General features: G+C 71.3%; 18 protein-coding genes. 9 read left to right on the top strand and 9 right to left on the bottom strand.

Annotated features, from left to right (window positions below):
* Nucleotides 1–13: 13 nt before the first annotated feature.
* Entirely contained in the window at nucleotides 14–1,312 is a 1,299-nt protein-coding gene (locus E1295_RS33095) for an ABC transporter substrate-binding protein (RefSeq protein ID WP_132636616.1), read from the bottom strand.
* Between the two features lie 244 nt (nucleotides 1,313–1,556).
* Between E1295_RS33095 and E1295_RS33090 the strand changes: the two genes are divergently transcribed.
* From E1295_RS33090 to E1295_RS33080, 3 genes are all read left to right on the top strand, one after another.
* Nucleotides 1,557–3,284, top strand: coding sequence for an alpha amylase family protein (locus E1295_RS33090; protein ID WP_132636614.1), 1,728 nt, complete (start codon nucleotides 1,557–1,559; stop codon nucleotides 3,282–3,284).
* A 288-nt stretch (nucleotides 3,285–3,572) separates the two neighbouring features.
* Nucleotides 3,573–4,118 carry a dihydrofolate reductase family protein gene (locus E1295_RS33085; RefSeq protein ID WP_132636612.1) on the top strand — a complete coding sequence of 182 codons (546 nt, stop codon included), beginning with the start codon at nucleotides 3,573–3,575 and terminating at the stop codon, nucleotides 4,116–4,118.
* Between the two features lie 90 nt (nucleotides 4,119–4,208).
* Complete coding sequence (locus E1295_RS33080) at nucleotides 4,209–4,571, top strand: cupin domain-containing protein (RefSeq protein ID WP_132636610.1); 363 nt, start codon at nucleotides 4,209–4,211, stop codon at nucleotides 4,569–4,571.
* 86 nt (nucleotides 4,572–4,657) lie between these two features.
* Here the strand turns inward: E1295_RS33080 and E1295_RS33075 are convergent, their stop codons facing one another.
* Complete coding sequence (locus tag E1295_RS33075; RefSeq protein WP_132636608.1) at nucleotides 4,658–5,356, bottom strand: cysteine hydrolase family protein; 699 nt, start codon at nucleotides 5,354–5,356, stop codon at nucleotides 4,658–4,660.
* A 56-nt stretch (nucleotides 5,357–5,412) separates the two neighbouring features.
* Here E1295_RS33075 and E1295_RS33070 point away from each other — a divergent pair, with 56 nt between their 5' ends.
* Complete coding sequence (locus E1295_RS33070; protein WP_166427517.1) at nucleotides 5,413–5,925, top strand: PadR family transcriptional regulator; 513 nt, start codon at nucleotides 5,413–5,415, stop codon at nucleotides 5,923–5,925.
* A 125-nt stretch (nucleotides 5,926–6,050) separates the two neighbouring features.
* On the opposite strand, the gene E1295_RS51290 is transcribed toward E1295_RS33070, so the two are convergent.
* Nucleotides 6,051–6,494, bottom strand: a complete 444-nt coding sequence (locus E1295_RS51290; protein WP_246080626.1) for a CGNR zinc finger domain-containing protein — start codon at nucleotides 6,492–6,494, stop codon at nucleotides 6,051–6,053.
* Between the two features lie 361 nt (nucleotides 6,495–6,855).
* Between E1295_RS51290 and E1295_RS33060 the strand changes: the two genes are divergently transcribed.
* Nucleotides 6,856–7,734, top strand: coding sequence for an SCO6745 family protein (locus E1295_RS33060; protein WP_132636602.1), 879 nt, complete (start codon nucleotides 6,856–6,858; stop codon nucleotides 7,732–7,734).
* Nucleotides 7,735–7,742: 8 nt separating this feature from the next.
* Here E1295_RS33060 and E1295_RS33055 read toward each other — a convergent pair whose 3' ends face one another.
* Entirely contained in the window at nucleotides 7,743–8,084 is a 342-nt protein-coding gene (locus E1295_RS33055; protein WP_132636600.1) for a VOC family protein, read from the bottom strand.
* Between the two features lie 63 nt (nucleotides 8,085–8,147).
* Between E1295_RS33055 and E1295_RS33050 the strand changes: the two genes are divergently transcribed.
* Together E1295_RS33050 and E1295_RS33045 are read left to right on the top strand one after the other, a co-directional pair.
* A complete protein-coding gene (locus E1295_RS33050) occupies nucleotides 8,148–8,486 on the top strand; it encodes an ArsR/SmtB family transcription factor (protein WP_342775932.1) in 339 nt (112 codons plus the stop codon).
* Nucleotides 8,483–8,905 (top strand): SRPBCC domain-containing protein, encoded by a 423-nt coding sequence (locus tag E1295_RS33045; protein ID WP_132636596.1) that lies wholly within the window; start codon nucleotides 8,483–8,485, stop codon nucleotides 8,903–8,905. The genes E1295_RS33050 and E1295_RS33045 overlap by 4 nt, the downstream gene beginning before the upstream one ends.
* Here E1295_RS33045 and E1295_RS33040 read toward each other — a convergent pair.
* From E1295_RS33040 to E1295_RS33025, 4 genes are read right to left on the bottom strand one after another with little or no spacing between them, the layout of a single operon-like run.
* Complete coding sequence (locus tag E1295_RS33040) at nucleotides 8,902–9,114, bottom strand: hypothetical protein (RefSeq protein WP_132636594.1); 213 nt, start codon at nucleotides 9,112–9,114, stop codon at nucleotides 8,902–8,904. The two genes, E1295_RS33045 and E1295_RS33040, sit on opposite strands and share 4 nt — an antisense overlap.
* A gap of 3 nt (nucleotides 9,115–9,117) precedes the next feature.
* Nucleotides 9,118–9,852 carry an alpha/beta fold hydrolase gene (locus tag E1295_RS33035; RefSeq protein ID WP_132636592.1) on the bottom strand — a complete coding sequence of 245 codons (735 nt, stop codon included), beginning with the start codon at nucleotides 9,850–9,852 and terminating at the stop codon, nucleotides 9,118–9,120.
* Complete coding sequence (locus E1295_RS33030) at nucleotides 9,849–10,310, bottom strand: LysE family translocator (RefSeq protein WP_132636590.1); 462 nt, start codon at nucleotides 10,308–10,310, stop codon at nucleotides 9,849–9,851. The genes E1295_RS33035 and E1295_RS33030 overlap by 4 nt, the downstream gene beginning before the upstream one ends.
* 39 nt (nucleotides 10,311–10,349) lie before the next feature.
* Nucleotides 10,350–11,321 (bottom strand): helix-turn-helix transcriptional regulator, encoded by a 972-nt coding sequence (locus E1295_RS33025; RefSeq protein WP_132636588.1) that lies wholly within the window; start codon nucleotides 11,319–11,321, stop codon nucleotides 10,350–10,352.
* 43 nt (nucleotides 11,322–11,364) lie between these two features.
* Between E1295_RS33025 and E1295_RS33020 the strand changes: the two genes are divergently transcribed.
* Entirely contained in the window at nucleotides 11,365–12,117 is a 753-nt protein-coding gene (locus tag E1295_RS33020) for a DeoR/GlpR family DNA-binding transcription regulator (RefSeq protein WP_246080624.1), read from the top strand.
* The gene (locus E1295_RS33015) at nucleotides 12,114–13,256 is read left to right on the top strand and encodes an MFS transporter (protein WP_132636584.1); all 1,143 of its coding nucleotides are present in this window, start codon (nucleotides 12,114–12,116) and stop codon (nucleotides 13,254–13,256) included. The genes E1295_RS33020 and E1295_RS33015 overlap by 4 nt, the downstream gene beginning before the upstream one ends.
* 55 nt (nucleotides 13,257–13,311) lie before the next feature.
* Here the strand turns inward: E1295_RS33015 and E1295_RS33010 are convergent.
* The coding region (locus E1295_RS33010) for a sulfite exporter TauE/SafE family protein (protein ID WP_132636582.1) at nucleotides 13,312–14,007 on the bottom strand (696 nt) is incomplete at its 5' end.

The raw sequence follows: 14,007 nt of genomic DNA, 5'->3' as shown, positions 1-14,007 counted from the left end.
GACCGGTGCGGGATCAGGAGCCGGTGATCTGATTGGCTTCCTCGACCGCTTGGTCCAGCGCCTCCTTGGCGGTCAGCTCGCCCTGCATCGCGAGCTGCACCTTGCCGACGACGACCTTCTTGACCCGGTCGTCGTACTCGACGGGAGTGAGGTTCTTGGCGTTCTGCATCGCGGCGGCCGACAACTTGCGCGCCTCGGCCTCGGGCGTGCCGTCGCTGGTGGAGAAGTACGGGTCCTTCAGCGCCTCGCTGACGCTGGGCAGCACGGTGGTGATCTTCGAGAAGGCGAGCTGGTTCTCGCCGTTGGTCATGAACGTGGCGAACTTGATGGCGGCCGCCTGGTTCGGGCTGGACTTGGGCACGAGCAGGCCCATCACCGACATGTTCGCGACCCCGTCGGAGCCGGTGATCTGGGGGCCCACGCCGGTCGCCTCAGCGATGTCCGGGGCGTTCTCCTTGACGATCGTGAGGAAGTTCGGCCCGCTGGGGTACAGCGCGATCTTGCCTGCCTGGTAGGCCTCGTTCTCCTTGGCGTGGTCCTGGGTGAGGGAGTCCTTGGCGAACACGCCCGTCTCGTACATGGCGGTCAGCCGCTCGACGTGGGCGATCGCCGCGGGCGTGTTGAACGCCCATGTGCCGCTCTCGTCCAGCATCGGGACGGCGAGCTTGGCCAGGTCGGTGTGGAAGCGGTTCTCCAACGCGGGGTGCATCCCGTAGAAGTCGCCCTTGCCCACCTTGGCGATCTTCTCGGCCGCGGAGATGAGCGCCTCCAGCGTCGCCGGCGGCTTGTCCGGGTCCAGGTCCGCCTTCTTGAAGAGCTTCTTGTTGTACATGGTCACCTCGGAGGTGATGTACCAGGGGAAGCCGAACGAGCCGGTCGTGCCGCGCACCTTGAAGGCGTCCCAGGCGCCCTGCACGTACAGGGGCTTGGCGTCCGGGGCCGCGCTCTCCAGGTCGGTGAAGACGCCCTTGGCCTCGAGGGGCTGGGCGAAGCTGGGGTTGAGGTTGACGACGTCGGGCAGCTTGCCGGCGGTCGTGTCGGCGACCAGCTTCTCCTGCGCGCCCTGGAAGGGGATGTCCATCCACTCGACGTCGATGTCCGGGTTCGCCGCCTCGAAGGCGGCCACGGTCTTCTCGATGTAGTCGGTGAAGGTGGGCTTCAGCTGCAGGGTCTGGAAAACGATCTTCACGGGGCCGCTCGACTGCTGCTGCTGTCGCGCGGGCTGCTCGGCGCCGCCGAGACCGCAGGCGGACACGGCCAGAGCGAGCCCGGCCAGACCGCCGACGAGCCGGACGGGAAGGTTCGTACTCATGGTGCTCCATGGGGGGAGAGACACGCCGGGATGGAGGAAGTGGTCCGTACCACTTGCCGGAGAGTCTGGACTCTAGACCGATAACCTGTCAATATGCTCCCGGGTTGATCGGATACCTCCCGTACCACTATGCGCAAGTGGTCTAGAGGTCAGGCGGCCGCCATGTCGAGTGCGGCCCAGATCACCCTCATGCCGACCCGTCCGCTCTCTTCGTTTGCTCGATCCGCTTTGAGATGGGAGTCCTATGCGGATGCTCACCCCCCGCTACCCACGGGCTGGAAACACCGGCGGCCTGTTCCGTCGGCTCGTCGCCGTCGCCGGCCTCGCGGTGGCGCTCGTCGCGTCGTCGTCGCCGCCGGTGAGCGCGTCACCGGCGACCGACCGGGCGCGCCACGAACTGCTCGAAAGCCTGTACGGCCACAAGTACTGGCAGTCCCGGATCCTCTGGTACGACCTCGCGGCGAACCTGAAGCGGCTCGACACCCGCGAAGAGGTGCGGGACATCGTCGCGAAGACCGCCGCGGCGGGCTTCGACACCGTCGTCGTGGACGTGAAGAACTACACCGGCTACGTCGCCTACGACTCGGCGGTCGCGCCACACCTGTCGACCACCGAAATTCCGTCGTACCAGGGATACCCGGCAGGCTACGACCTGCTGCGCACCGTCGTCGAGGAGGGGCACGCGGCCGGGCTCGACGTGATCGCCGCGGTCAACGTCTTCAGCGAGGGCCACAACGCCTCCAAGGACGGGCCTGCGTTCGAACATCCCGAGTGGCAGACCCACTACCAGTACGCCAAGCGGACGGTGGCCGCGCCCGACGGCACGACCTTCCCGCTGTCAGGAGTCGACGTCGCGCGCGATGAGCAGCGGCTGGTCGCCTACACGCCGGCGAAGTACGACGCGTCGCCGGCGAATCAGTGGGGTGTCGAGGTACAGGTCCGGGCCGGCCAGGTGACCGAGGTGACCGACCGCCGGGGCGGAGCCCCGGCGGTGGCGGTGCCCGACGACGGTTACGTGCTCTCCGGCCACGGCGCCGCGGCCGACTGGCTGCTGGGCCACCTGCACGTGGGCGACGCGGCCGAGGTCTCCGCCGAGACCTCGATCGTCCCGGCCGCCGAGCACTCGTCGTTCGCCACGTTCGTGAACCCGATCAACCAGGACGTGCAGCGTTACGAGCTGAAGGTGATCGAGGAGATCGTCCGGAAGTACGACGTGGACGGCATCTCGCTGGACCGCACCCGCTACTCCAATGTCGACGCGGACTTCAGCGACGCCAGCCGCCAGGCGTTCGAACGTCACCTCGGCCGCGCGGTCCAGAACTGGCCCGCCGACGTGTTCCAGTACGAGCTGGACGGCTTCACCCAGAAGCGCGTCGAGGGCCCGCTCTACAAGAAGTGGATCGAGTGGCGCGCGGGCAACATCCAGCAGTTCTTCAAGCAGGCCGGGCAACTCGTCCACGGCATCGACCCGGACCTGATCTACACCGACTACGTCGGGGCCTGGTATCCGGAGTACTACGCGGAAGGCGTCAACTGGGGCAGCCGCCGCTACCACCCGCCCTACGACTGGGCGAGCGAGGACTATCACAAGACCGGATACGCCGAGACGATGGACTTCCTGATGACCGGGACCTACTTCACCGCGGTCACGAAGGAGGAAGCGGTGGCCGAGGGGCAGCCCGCTCCCTGGTACTCGGTCGAGGGCTCCGCCGAACTCGCCACCGAGGCGATCGACGAGGCCACCTTCACGTACGCGAGTCTCTACCCCTTGCAGTACGAGGGCAAGCCGGACAAGTTCCGCGAAGCGCTGCGGATGGCGCTGTCCAAGACGCACGGCATCATGCTCTTCGACCTCGTCTACCTCGAACAGTACGGCTGGTGGGACCTGGTCGCGGACGAGTTCGGCGACGGCCCGCACCGCTCGCCGCACAAGAACCCGGCCTACCGGGCCATCCTCACCAAGGACAAATAGCCGGAAGGTCCCGGCCGCGGTACCGGAGGACGGCGGGCCCGCACCCGCCGTCCTCACGACGGCGTCAATGGTCGTGCGGCGGTCATTCCACCGCCCACGCCTTCCGCCACCTTGAGGCAGCACACCGCCAGGCATCGTGCTGGTGACACGGGTGGAAACTCTGACGGCCGGCTCGGTTTTGTCCGCAGACTCATCGCGATCCAACGTTCCGGGGGAAACGTCACCACCAGAGGCTCCGACCGCAGTATATTAGTAAACGAACGCACGTTTACTAATAGGGAGACGCTCTTGACCAGCCACCGTCCGTTCACCTGCAAGGTCTTCATCGGCATCAGCCTCGACGGGTTCATCGCCCGCGAGGACGGCGACCTGCACTGGCTCACCAGCCGGGGCGAGGCCGCAGGCGACGACCTCGGCTACAACGCGTTCATCAAGGACATCGACACCGTCGTCATGGGACGCGGCACGTACGAACCCGGCCTGACCTACGACCCGTGGCCGCACGCGGACAAGCACGTAGCCGTGCTCAGCAGCACCCTGCCCGAGGACGCCGACCCCCGCGTCACCGTCCACCGCGACCTCGGCGCGCTCCTGCGGCACCTGACCGAGCGCGGCGCCAAGGGCGTCTACGTCGACGGCGGTCAGGTGATCCGCGCCTTCCTGCGCGCCGGGCTGATCGACGAGATGACCCTGACGACGGTCCCGGTGCTGCTGGGCACCGGGCTGCCGCTGTTCGGCCCGGTCGGCGGGGACATCCCGCTCGCCCACGTGTCGACCCAGGTGTTCGGCGCGGGAGTCGTCCAGTCCACCTACCGGGTCCAGCGCCCCTCCTGAAGCCGCGTATTATAGCGTTCGCCCAGCTCACGCGGCTTGTGACGGCATCCCGGCGGTGTAAGACTGGACCTGACGGAAGGGGGCAACGTCATGATCGAAGTGAAGAGCATCGACAAGCCGGACGAACGCCGCGACTTCCCGATGGGCCACCTGGAGGTGTGCCACCTCAGCGGGCTCACCTTCGGCGTCGCCACGTTCGAGCCGGGCTGGCGCTGGTCGGCCTCGGTCAAGCCGATCGCGGGCACGGACCTGTGCGAGGTCCATCACAACGGGTTCGTCGCCGAGGGACGCCTGCGCATCCGCATGAACGACGGAACCGAGGCCGAGGTGGGGCCTGGCGAGGTCTTCGTCTGCCCGCCGGGGCACGACGCCTGGGTCGTCGGCGACCGGCCGGCCGTCGTCTACGACTTCGCGGGCGGCGCCGCCGACTACGCCAAGGCCAAGAGCGGCTGATCGCACCGCTCACCGCCCACACTCCGGCCCGCCCTCCATCGGGGACGGGCCGGACACATACGGTACGGGAGCGCGCAGCGGGGTCATCACGCCTGCCGGTTGTCGTCGCGAGGCCGCCTGCCGCCGGTGCTTGGCTCCGCTCCGGTCAGGTGGTCTGCGATCTTCGCGGCCGGCAGCACCAGCGCGAAGCCCTTGCGCAGGACTGCGAGTTCGGGTTCCTGGCGGGACTCGTCGTCGGTGGCGGTGACGTCCGCGCCGAACACGACCCGATAACCCCGCTCGTACGCCTGCCGCGCCGTGGTGCCGCAACAGTAGTTGGTCAGCGTGCCGGACACGATGACGGTGTCGCGGCCGAGGTTGCGCAGGATGGTGTCGAGCGGGGTGTCGTAGAAGGCGCCGTAGGAAGGTTTGCGGATGAGGACCTCGTCGTCGCGGTAACCCATCTGGTCCCACACGGTCGCCGGCCCGGGCCGGCGCCAGTCGGTGTCGGCGTGCGGGAGATAGCGCAGAGCGTGAGGGCGGTCCAGGCCGAGGTGGGTGTCATCGAAGATGGTCCAGATCACTGGTACGCCGGCGTTCCGGCAGTGGTCGATGAGGCGGCGCAGCCGGGGGGCCATGCGGGTGGCGGCCGGCACCCAGTACGGACTCCAGCCAGGCCGGACGAACTCGTCCTGCATGTCGATGACGAGCATCGCTGAGCGTTCCGGGTGGATCGCGAATGAGGCCTGCCCTCGTTCGTAGGCGGCCTGGGCGCGTGCGGTCACCCACTCCTCGGAGTAGGTCACGTGACTCTCCCTGTATCGATTCGATGTACCTCGTTTCGATGTGGCACGATAGCAGCATGCTCGAGCTGGCCATCCTGGGGTTCCTGGCCGACACGCCGCTGCATGGATACGAGCTGCGGCGACGGGTGGCGGCGTTGTCCGGCCACACCCGCCCCGTCAGCGACGGAAGCCTCTACCCGGCGATCAACCGCCTGGTGAGATCCGGTTTCCTGGAACGGCGCACCGAACCGGGAGTTTCCGCGGCGCAGCGCCAGGTGCTCAGCCTGACCGGCAGCGGCCGGGCCGAACTGCTGCGTCGGCTGAGGGAGCCGGCCGACCAGGACATCACCGACAGCACTCGCTACTTCACCCTCCTCGCCTTCCTGTCCTTGCTCCCAGATGTCGCCGACCAGCACGCCGTGCTGCGCCGACGGCTGGAGTTCCTGGAGCAGCCCGCCAGCTTCTTCTACGACGGTGACCAGCCCCTGCTCTCGCGGGACGTGGACGACCCCTACCGCCGCGGCATGCTCATCGTCGCGCGCGCCACCAGCCGCGCCGAGCGCGCCTGGCTGCACGAGATCCTGCCCTGACGGGCGGCAGCCGTCATGTCCTGGCCCGGTGAGCCGGAGGTACCGTCGCGTGACGGACCATGACCTCCGCGCGGCCAGGGCCTGCGCGGCGACGCCGCGGACTGCTCTCGGCGGGCGGATGCGGGCTATCCGCGGCGGCGGGCCCGGTAGGCGCTGGCCTTGGCGCGATTCTGGCAGGGGAGGCCGCAGAACCGGCGCGAGGCGTTCCTTGTGACGTCGAAGAACACGAGGTCGCAACCGTTCGCCTCGCATGAGCGCAACCGCAGGCCCTGTCCGACGCCGATCACCATGGCCAGCGACGTCGCGGCGTCGGCGGCCCAGGCGTCCACCCGGTCCGCCTCCGGCCGGTGGAAGGCCAGCCGCGGCGGATCGCCGTGCAGGCTGGGCACGGCGGCGTGACGTACCAGGCACTGGTTGAGCGTGGCGATCGCGCCGGAGGCGCCGGTGAAGGCGGGGTGCAGTTCGGCGGCCAGGTCGGCCAGCCGGTCGGCCTCCTCGTCCGTCAACGCCCGGCCGATGCCCACCGCACTGTCGCCGGACGCGGAGCCGGCCGCGCCGGTGCGGCCCAAGTGCGGGACGGTGTCCGAGCCGCTGCGGGACGGGCCGGGGCCAGGCGGTGGGGCCGGGGTCCAGGCGCTCCGGGCGAAGGCGGCTTCGAGGGCGACGCGCCGCCCAGCAGACGGACCGGCAGACGGACCGGCAGACGGACCCGCAGACGGACCCGCAGACGGGCCCGCAGACGGGTACGCGGGCCGGGCGGCGGGCAGCTCGACCGGCCGGCCGCGGGCCTGGGTGACGGCCAGTTCGTTCACCAGCAGAACGGCCAGTTCCACCCACCGTCCGACATAACTGTCTATTTGCGATTGACCAGTGATGCGCCATGCCTCTATCGTCACCGTCATACCTTATCTAGATAGTGAGGACATCCCCATGAGCGCCTTGTCCAGGCTCGCCCGCCGCATGTGGCACCAGCTCGAGCCGGTCCACGCCGCGGTGTACTTCTCCCCTCAAGCATTCGAGGCGGCCGCGGCCCTCGGATACGACGTCGAGTCACGCTGGCCGAGCTACTTCGCCTACCGCATGGCCCCGCTCGGGCAGGCCGGCACGGGGCTGGCCACGGCCGCGTGTTACAGCTTCAGCCCGCGAACGGTGGCCGAGCACGTGCCGGCCGTGTGGGACGTGGCCACGCCCGGGCAGGTGCTGGCGGCCCGGCTGGCGGCGGTCGACAGGACGTACCGCGACCTGATGGGCGGCAAGGCCGACGGCCCCGAAGCGGCCGAGGCGGCGGAGCTGGCCAGGAGGGCGGCCGAGAGCGTGACGGTCGCAGGACGCCCGCTCGCCGCGGCCAACCTCGATCTGCCCTGGCCCGAGGAGCCGCATCTGGTGCTGTGGCGGGCCGCCACCGTGCTGCGCGAGCACCGGGGTGACGGTCATCTGGCGGCGCTGCAGGCCGCGGAGCTGGACCCGTGCGAGTCGCTGGTGTCGTTCGCGGCGATCGGAGCCGCTCCCGTGGCGAACTTCGCCTCGCGCGGATGGAGCGAGCAGGAGTGGGCCGCCGCGCGGGAACGGCTGGCCGGGCGCGGCCTGGTCGGCCCCGGCGGTGAGGCCACCGAGCAGGGCAGGGCGCTGCGCGAGCGGGTGGAGCTGATGACGGACGAGCTGGCGGCGCAGCCGTGGCGGGTGCTCGGGGATGAGCGCGCCGAGCGGCTGGCCCAGCTCGTCTCGCCGTTCCTGGGCGCGGTGTTCGAGGCAGGACTGCTGCCCATGACGAGCACCCTGGGCATCACCACGGTCGCCACGCCGGGCTGAGTTCCGGATCAGCCGAACCCGGGGGCCGGCTGCCACAGGCTGATCTGGGCGCCCTGGTCGTCGGTGCAGGAACAGCCGCGCCCCGACCTGCCGGAGAACACCTCCCCCGTGCTGCCGCCCAGCGTGCGCACCTGCTCGACGGCCCGGTCGATGTCGGCCACGTGGTAGTAGAGGTCGGGCTGCGTGCTGGGCTCGCCGGCGACGAAGCCCATGGGCACGGCGGTGTTCGTGACGTGCAGGTAGGTGTCGCGCTCGCGCCTGAACTCCCAGCCGAGCAGCGGCCCGTAGAAGGCGGCGGCGCGGTCGAGGTCCGGGACGGACAGGGTGTAGTAACCGAGATCGGCGGGCATGGGCATACCTCCGCAATAATTGTCGCTAGCGTTAAGCACGAGAAAGCCTAACGGAAGTAGGCAATCATTAACAATCACGTTAACGAACTGGACGGCACGCTCGCGGCACTCGCCGACCCCACCCGGCGCAAGGTCATCGAGCTGCTGCGCGACGGCCCACGCCCGGCCGGCGAGCTCGCGCAGGCCGTGCAGATGAGCGCTCCCGCCCTCAGCAGGCACCTGCGGGTGCTGCGGGCGGGCGGTCTCGTGGAGGCCGCGGCCGGCGGCGACGACGCCCGGCTGCGCCTCTACACCCTGCGCCGCGAGCCGTTCACGGCGCTGCAGTCCTGGCTCGACCAGGTGCAGGCGTTCTGGGCCGAGCAGCTCGGCTCGTTCAAGGACCACGTGGAGCGCGGCGGATGAGCTCCGTTCAGGCCGGCGTCACCGTCCCCGTCGAACCGGCGGACGCGTTCCGCATCTTCACCGACGAGATCGACAGCTGGTGGGTACGCGGCCCCCACAGCTGGGTCGACCCCGAGCGCGCCGTCGGCATCCGCTTCGAGGACGGCCATCTGCGTGAGCTGTGGTCCGACGGCGCTCACGTCGACACGGGCAGGGTGCTCGCCTGGGAGCCGCCGCACCGCCTGGTGTGGGCCGATTTGATCAACCGGACCGGGCGGATGGAGATCGAGGTGTCCTTCACCCCCGTCGCGGGCGGCACCGAGGTGCTGCTGGAACACCGCGGCCTGGACACGCTGCCGCCCGACGTGGCCGAACGCATCCGGCGCGGCTACTCCTGGCAGATCGCGCTGCGCTGGTTCGCCGGCCGGTGGAAGGCCTAGCCGCGGCCGTACTTCTTGTGCACGGCCTGTTTGCTCACGCCGATCGCCTCGGCGATCTGCGCCCAGGCCAGCCCCGCCACCCGCGCCTTGCGCACCTGGACCGCCTCCAGACGCTCGATCTCGCGGCGCAGCGCGGTCGTGGCGTGCAGGGCCCGCAGCGGATCGTCGTCCTGCGCCTGCCTCATGAGGGTCGCCAGGTCGTTCGTCATGACCTAAAGGTAATCCAGCAGCAGCGCGTTGATCTCCTCAGGGCGTTCGAGCGCCGGCAGGTGCCCGGCCCACTCCAGCTCCACCAGCCGCGCCCTGGGCAGCTCGGCGGCCAGGTGGCGCGCGGAGTCCGCGAAGTACGGCAGGTCGCGCCCTCCGGACACCACCAGCGCCGGCACGTCGATCGCCCCCGGCGACACCTCCCCCTCGACCTGCTCGGGCTCCGGGTCGGCGGCCAGCTGCACCTCGAAGGCGTGGCGCTGCATCGCCACCAGCCGCTCCCGTGCGCCGGGTGAGGCCTCGGGGCCGAGCAGAGTGCGCGCGTTCAGCTCGGCCGCCCCCTGCACGTCGCCCTGCTCCAGCAGGCGTTCCTCCTCGTCCCAGAACGCCCGCAGGTCCGGCGTGGGCTCCAGGGTGGACAGCGGGTTCAACAGCACCAGCCGGTTCGCCAGCCCCGCCGCGGCCAGCTCCAGCGCCACCATACCCCCGCCCGACGAGCCGACCAGCGCCGCGCGGCTGATCTCCAGCGCGGCCAGCAGGCGGGCCACGTCACCGCTGTCACTGTAGGGGCCGTCGGCACGGTAGGGGCTGCGTCCGTACCCGCGGAAATCCACGGTGATCACCCGGAACCGCTCGGACAGCGCGTCCCGCTGCGCGTCCCACATGCCGGAGTCGGCCGCCGTGGAGTGCAGCAGGACCACGGGCTCTCCCTCGCCGCGCTCGGCGTACCAGAGTGTCATGGTGACTCCGCCGCCGGCCGGACGCCCAGCCCGATCAGCACCGCGCCGGAGACCTGCTCCAGCCTGCGCCGCACCGCGGGCACCGCCGCCTTCGGATTGGCCAGGCACGTGCCCAGTCCGGAAGGGCAGGGCCCGCGCAGTCCGGGCGCCGCCTCGCCCTCGGAGGGCTGCGCCACCCCCTCGCGGGCCTGCCACAGCGCCTGCGCGCCCATGACGACCAGCACCACCGCGCCCACGACCCGCATGGTGTCGTCGGCCAGTTGCGAGGCCACGAGCAGGGCCGACAGGCCGAAGGCCGCGCTCAGCCCCCACAGCAGGATGCCGGTCTCGTTGCCGAGTGCGGCGGCCAGGCCGGAGCCGCGGCCGGCGCGCAACGTCTGGCGCAGGATGACGGCCGTGCTCATTCCTGGCGCCATGGCCACCAGGACGCACGCGCCGATGATTGCGAGAAGGTCCATGCCGGAATGCTGGCAGAACCGCACCCGGATCTCGCCTCATTATTCGTACAGCTTGCCGAGCTCGGCGACCGCCTCCCGCATGAGGGCCCGCAGCTGCGCCGGCTCCAGCACCTCGACGTCGGCGCCCATGCGCAGCAGCAGCCAGCGGGCGTGCGTGAGCGACTCGACCGGCACGGTCAGCGTCAGCCACCCCTCGGGGTCGGGCTCGCCCGCCGCGGCCAGCGCCGCGCCGACGACGTCGGCCCCCATCGTGTACGCCAGCAGGTCGCCCCTGCCCGGAGCCAGCCTGATGACGACCTCGGCGGTGTACATGCGCTCACGGAACTCCTTGGCGTACGCCCGCCAGAACCCGCCCAGCTCGAACCCCTCCGGACGGCTGAAGGCCCCCGGCAGCGTCTCCAGGGCCAGGATGCGCGCCACCCGGTACGTACGGGGATCCCCGCCGGGCGGGGCGGCGACCATGTACCAGGACCCGCCCTTGAGCACCAGCCCGTACGGATGGATCACCCGCTCGACCTCGCGCGGCCCCCACCGGCGGTAGGTCATGCGCAGCGGCCGCTGCTCCCACACCGCCTCGGCCACCTCGCTCAGGTGCGGCACGTCGTCGCTCGTGCGGTACCAGCCCGGCACGTCCAGCAGGAACCGCTCGCGCATCCGCGAGGCGTGCGAACGCGGCTCGGGCGGCAGCGCCGCCAGCAGCTTCAGCTCCGCGTTGGCCGCCACCTCCGCCAGCCCCAGCTCGGCGGCCGGGCCGGGCAGCCCCGCCAGGAACAGCGAATGGGCCTCCTCGGAGGTCAGCCCGTTGAGCCGGGTGCGGTAGCCGTCGAGCAGCTGGTAGCCGCCCGCCGGGCCGCGGTCGGCGTAGACCGGCACACCGGCCGCCGACAGCGCCTCGACGTCGCGGTAGACCGTGCGCACCGACACCTCGAGCTCGGCCGCCAGCTCGGGCGCGGTCATGCGGCCGCGCGACTGCAGGAGCAGGAGCAGCGAGAGCAGGCGGCTGGCACGCATGCCGACATTGTATTGCGCACACATGTCATGTTTGTATGAACACATGGATCGTTTGCGGGCCATCATGAACGCCCTGCGGGTCAACGACAGCGTCTCCGTCGCCGAGCTGGCCGCCGAACACGGCGTGTCGGAGATGACGATCAGGCGGGACCTGGACGAGCTGGCGCAGCAGGGGGTGGTGCGCCGGGTCAGGGGCGGCGCGCTGTCACTGCTGCTGCGCGGCGAGGAACCGCCGTTCGGCGTGCGCGAGCGCGAGGCCGTGGAGGCCAAGCAGCACATCGGCGCGGAGGTGGCGTCCCTGATCGCCGACGGCGAGGCGGTCGTGCTCGACGGCGGCACGACCGCGCTGGAGGTGGCCCGCGCCCTGACCGGCCGCCGCCTGACCGTGCTGCCGCTGGCGCTGCAGGCGGTCTCGCTGCTGGCCACCGCGCCGCGCGTGCGCCTGGTGCTGCCCGGCGGCGAGGTGCGCCAGGGCGAGCTGAACTTCATGGGCCCCCTCACCGAGAGCTCCATCGAGGCGCTGCGCTTCGACACCGCCGTGATCGGCTGCTGCGGCCTGTCGGCCGAGCACGGGCTGACCGCGCACGACCTGCCCGAGGTCGCCGTCAAACAGGCGGCCATCGCCTCGGCGCGGCGGGTGATCGTGGCCTGCGACTCGGGCAAGTTCACCCGTACGGCCTTCGGCGCGGTCTGCCCCATCTCCCGCCTCGACGTCGTGGTGACCGACTCCGGCATCCCGCCCGGGGAGCGCGAGGCCCTCTCGGCGGCCGGCGTGACGGTCAGGCAGGCCGGATGAGACGCGAGCGCACGGCCGTACACCTGCTGTTCTTCCTGTGCGGCGCGGCCATCGGCACCTGGACGGCGCGCATCCCCGCCATCAAGGACGAGCTGGGGCTCAGCGAGGGCCGGCTCAGCCTCGCCCTGCTGGCCATCGCGGCCGGCGCGGTCGCCGGCATGTCGGTGGTGGGCCGGCTGGTGGACCGGTACGGCAGCGCCCGCGTCATGACCCCGGCCGCGCTGGCGCAGGGCGTGGTGCTGGTGCCGCCCGCCTTCGCGGGCGATCTGGGCGTGCTGGCCGGCACGCTGCTGGTGTTCGGGCTCGTGCACGGCGTGCTCGACGTGTCCATGAACGCCAACGCCGTACAGGTCGAGCGGGCCTCCGGCCGGCCGGTCATGTCGTCGTTCCACGCGGTCTTCAGCATCGGCGGGTTCTCCGGAGCCGCGGCGGGCGGCGTGTTCGCGCACCTGTCGCTGACGCCCGCGACCACGTTCGTGTCGGTGGGAGCGGTGATCGTCGTGCTGGCGGTGTGGGCGGCGCGCTGGGCGCTGCGCCCGGCTCCCGAGACGCACGGCGACGGGCACAGCGGCGGCAGGCCGCCCAAGGGGATCGTGTTCCTGGGCGTGCTGGCGTTCTGCTGCCTGGTGGGCGAGGGCGCCGCGGCCGACTGGAGCTCGGTCTACCTGCACGAGGACCTGGGCGCCTCCCCCGGGTTCGCCGCCGCCGGATACGCCGCCTTCTCCGTCACCATGACCGCGGGGCGGCTGGCGGGCGACCGGCTGGCCGCCAGGCTGGGAGCGGTGACGCTGGTGCGCGGCTGCGGGCTGCTGGCGGCCGCGGGGCTGGGCGTGGCGCTGCTGGGCGGGCATCCGGTGGCCGGCGTGATCGGGTTCGCCTGCTTCGGGGCGGGGCTGTCGTGCATCGTGCCGCAGGTGTTCTCCGCCGCCGGGCACCGCGACCCCGCCTACGCGGGCCGGGCGCTGGCGCGGACGGCGGCCATCGGATATCTCGGTTTCCTGTCGGGGCCGGTGCTCATCGGGGCCGCCGCCGAACTGGGCGGGCTGCCCCGGGCGCTGGCCATCCCCGCGCTGCTGGCGGCGTTCGTGGCGCTGGCCGCCACGGCCCTGCGCACCCGCGCCGGGAAGCCCGCCGCCTGACCACCACGCGACGGCAGGCGACCTCGGCGAGCCGGATCGCCGACCGCAGCCGTGATCAGGCGAACTCCTGCCAGCCCAGCCTGACCACCATGGCCGCCACCACGCACAGCAGGACGACCCGTACGAAGGCGGCGCCCCGCCTGAGCGCCATGCGCGCGCCGAGCTGGGCCCCGGCCACGTTGCACACCGCCATGCCCAGCCCCAGGGCCCACTGCACGTGCCCCTGCGCCCCGAACACCAGCAGCGCCCCCAGGTTCGTCCCGATGTTGATGATCTTCGCGGACGCGGAGGCCGAGACGAAGTCCAGCCCGAGGATGGCGGTGAAGGCGATGATGAGGAACGTTCCCGTGCCGGGCCCGAGGATGCCGTCGTAGAAGGCGATGCCCGCCCCGGCCGTGGCCACCGCCGCGATCACCCGGCCCCGGGTGCGCAGGTGCGGCTCCGGCACGGCGCCCATGGCCGGTCGCAGCGTCACGAACGCCGCCACGGCCAGCAGCACGACCATGACGGCGGGCCGCAGCACCTCGGCCGAGATCGACGCCGCCGCCCACGCGCCGAGCCCCGCGCTGAGCACCGCCAGCGCGGCGCCGGGCAGGGCCACCTGCCGGTCGACCTTGGTCGAGCGCGCGTAGGCCACGGCCGCCGAGGCGGTGCCGAAGATGGAGGAGAACTTGTTGGTGGCCATCGCCTCGATCGTCGGCATGCCGGTCACCATGATCGCGGGCAGTTGCAGCAGCCCGCGATCATGGTG

This window comes from Nonomuraea mesophila (assembly GCF_004352805.1).
GTDB classification, from domain to species: Bacteria; Actinomycetota; Actinomycetes; order Streptosporangiales; family Streptosporangiaceae; genus Nonomuraea; species Nonomuraea longispora.
Note: the sequence above shows the minus strand (reverse complement) of the source record. Positions and strands in the feature narration are given on the sequence as shown.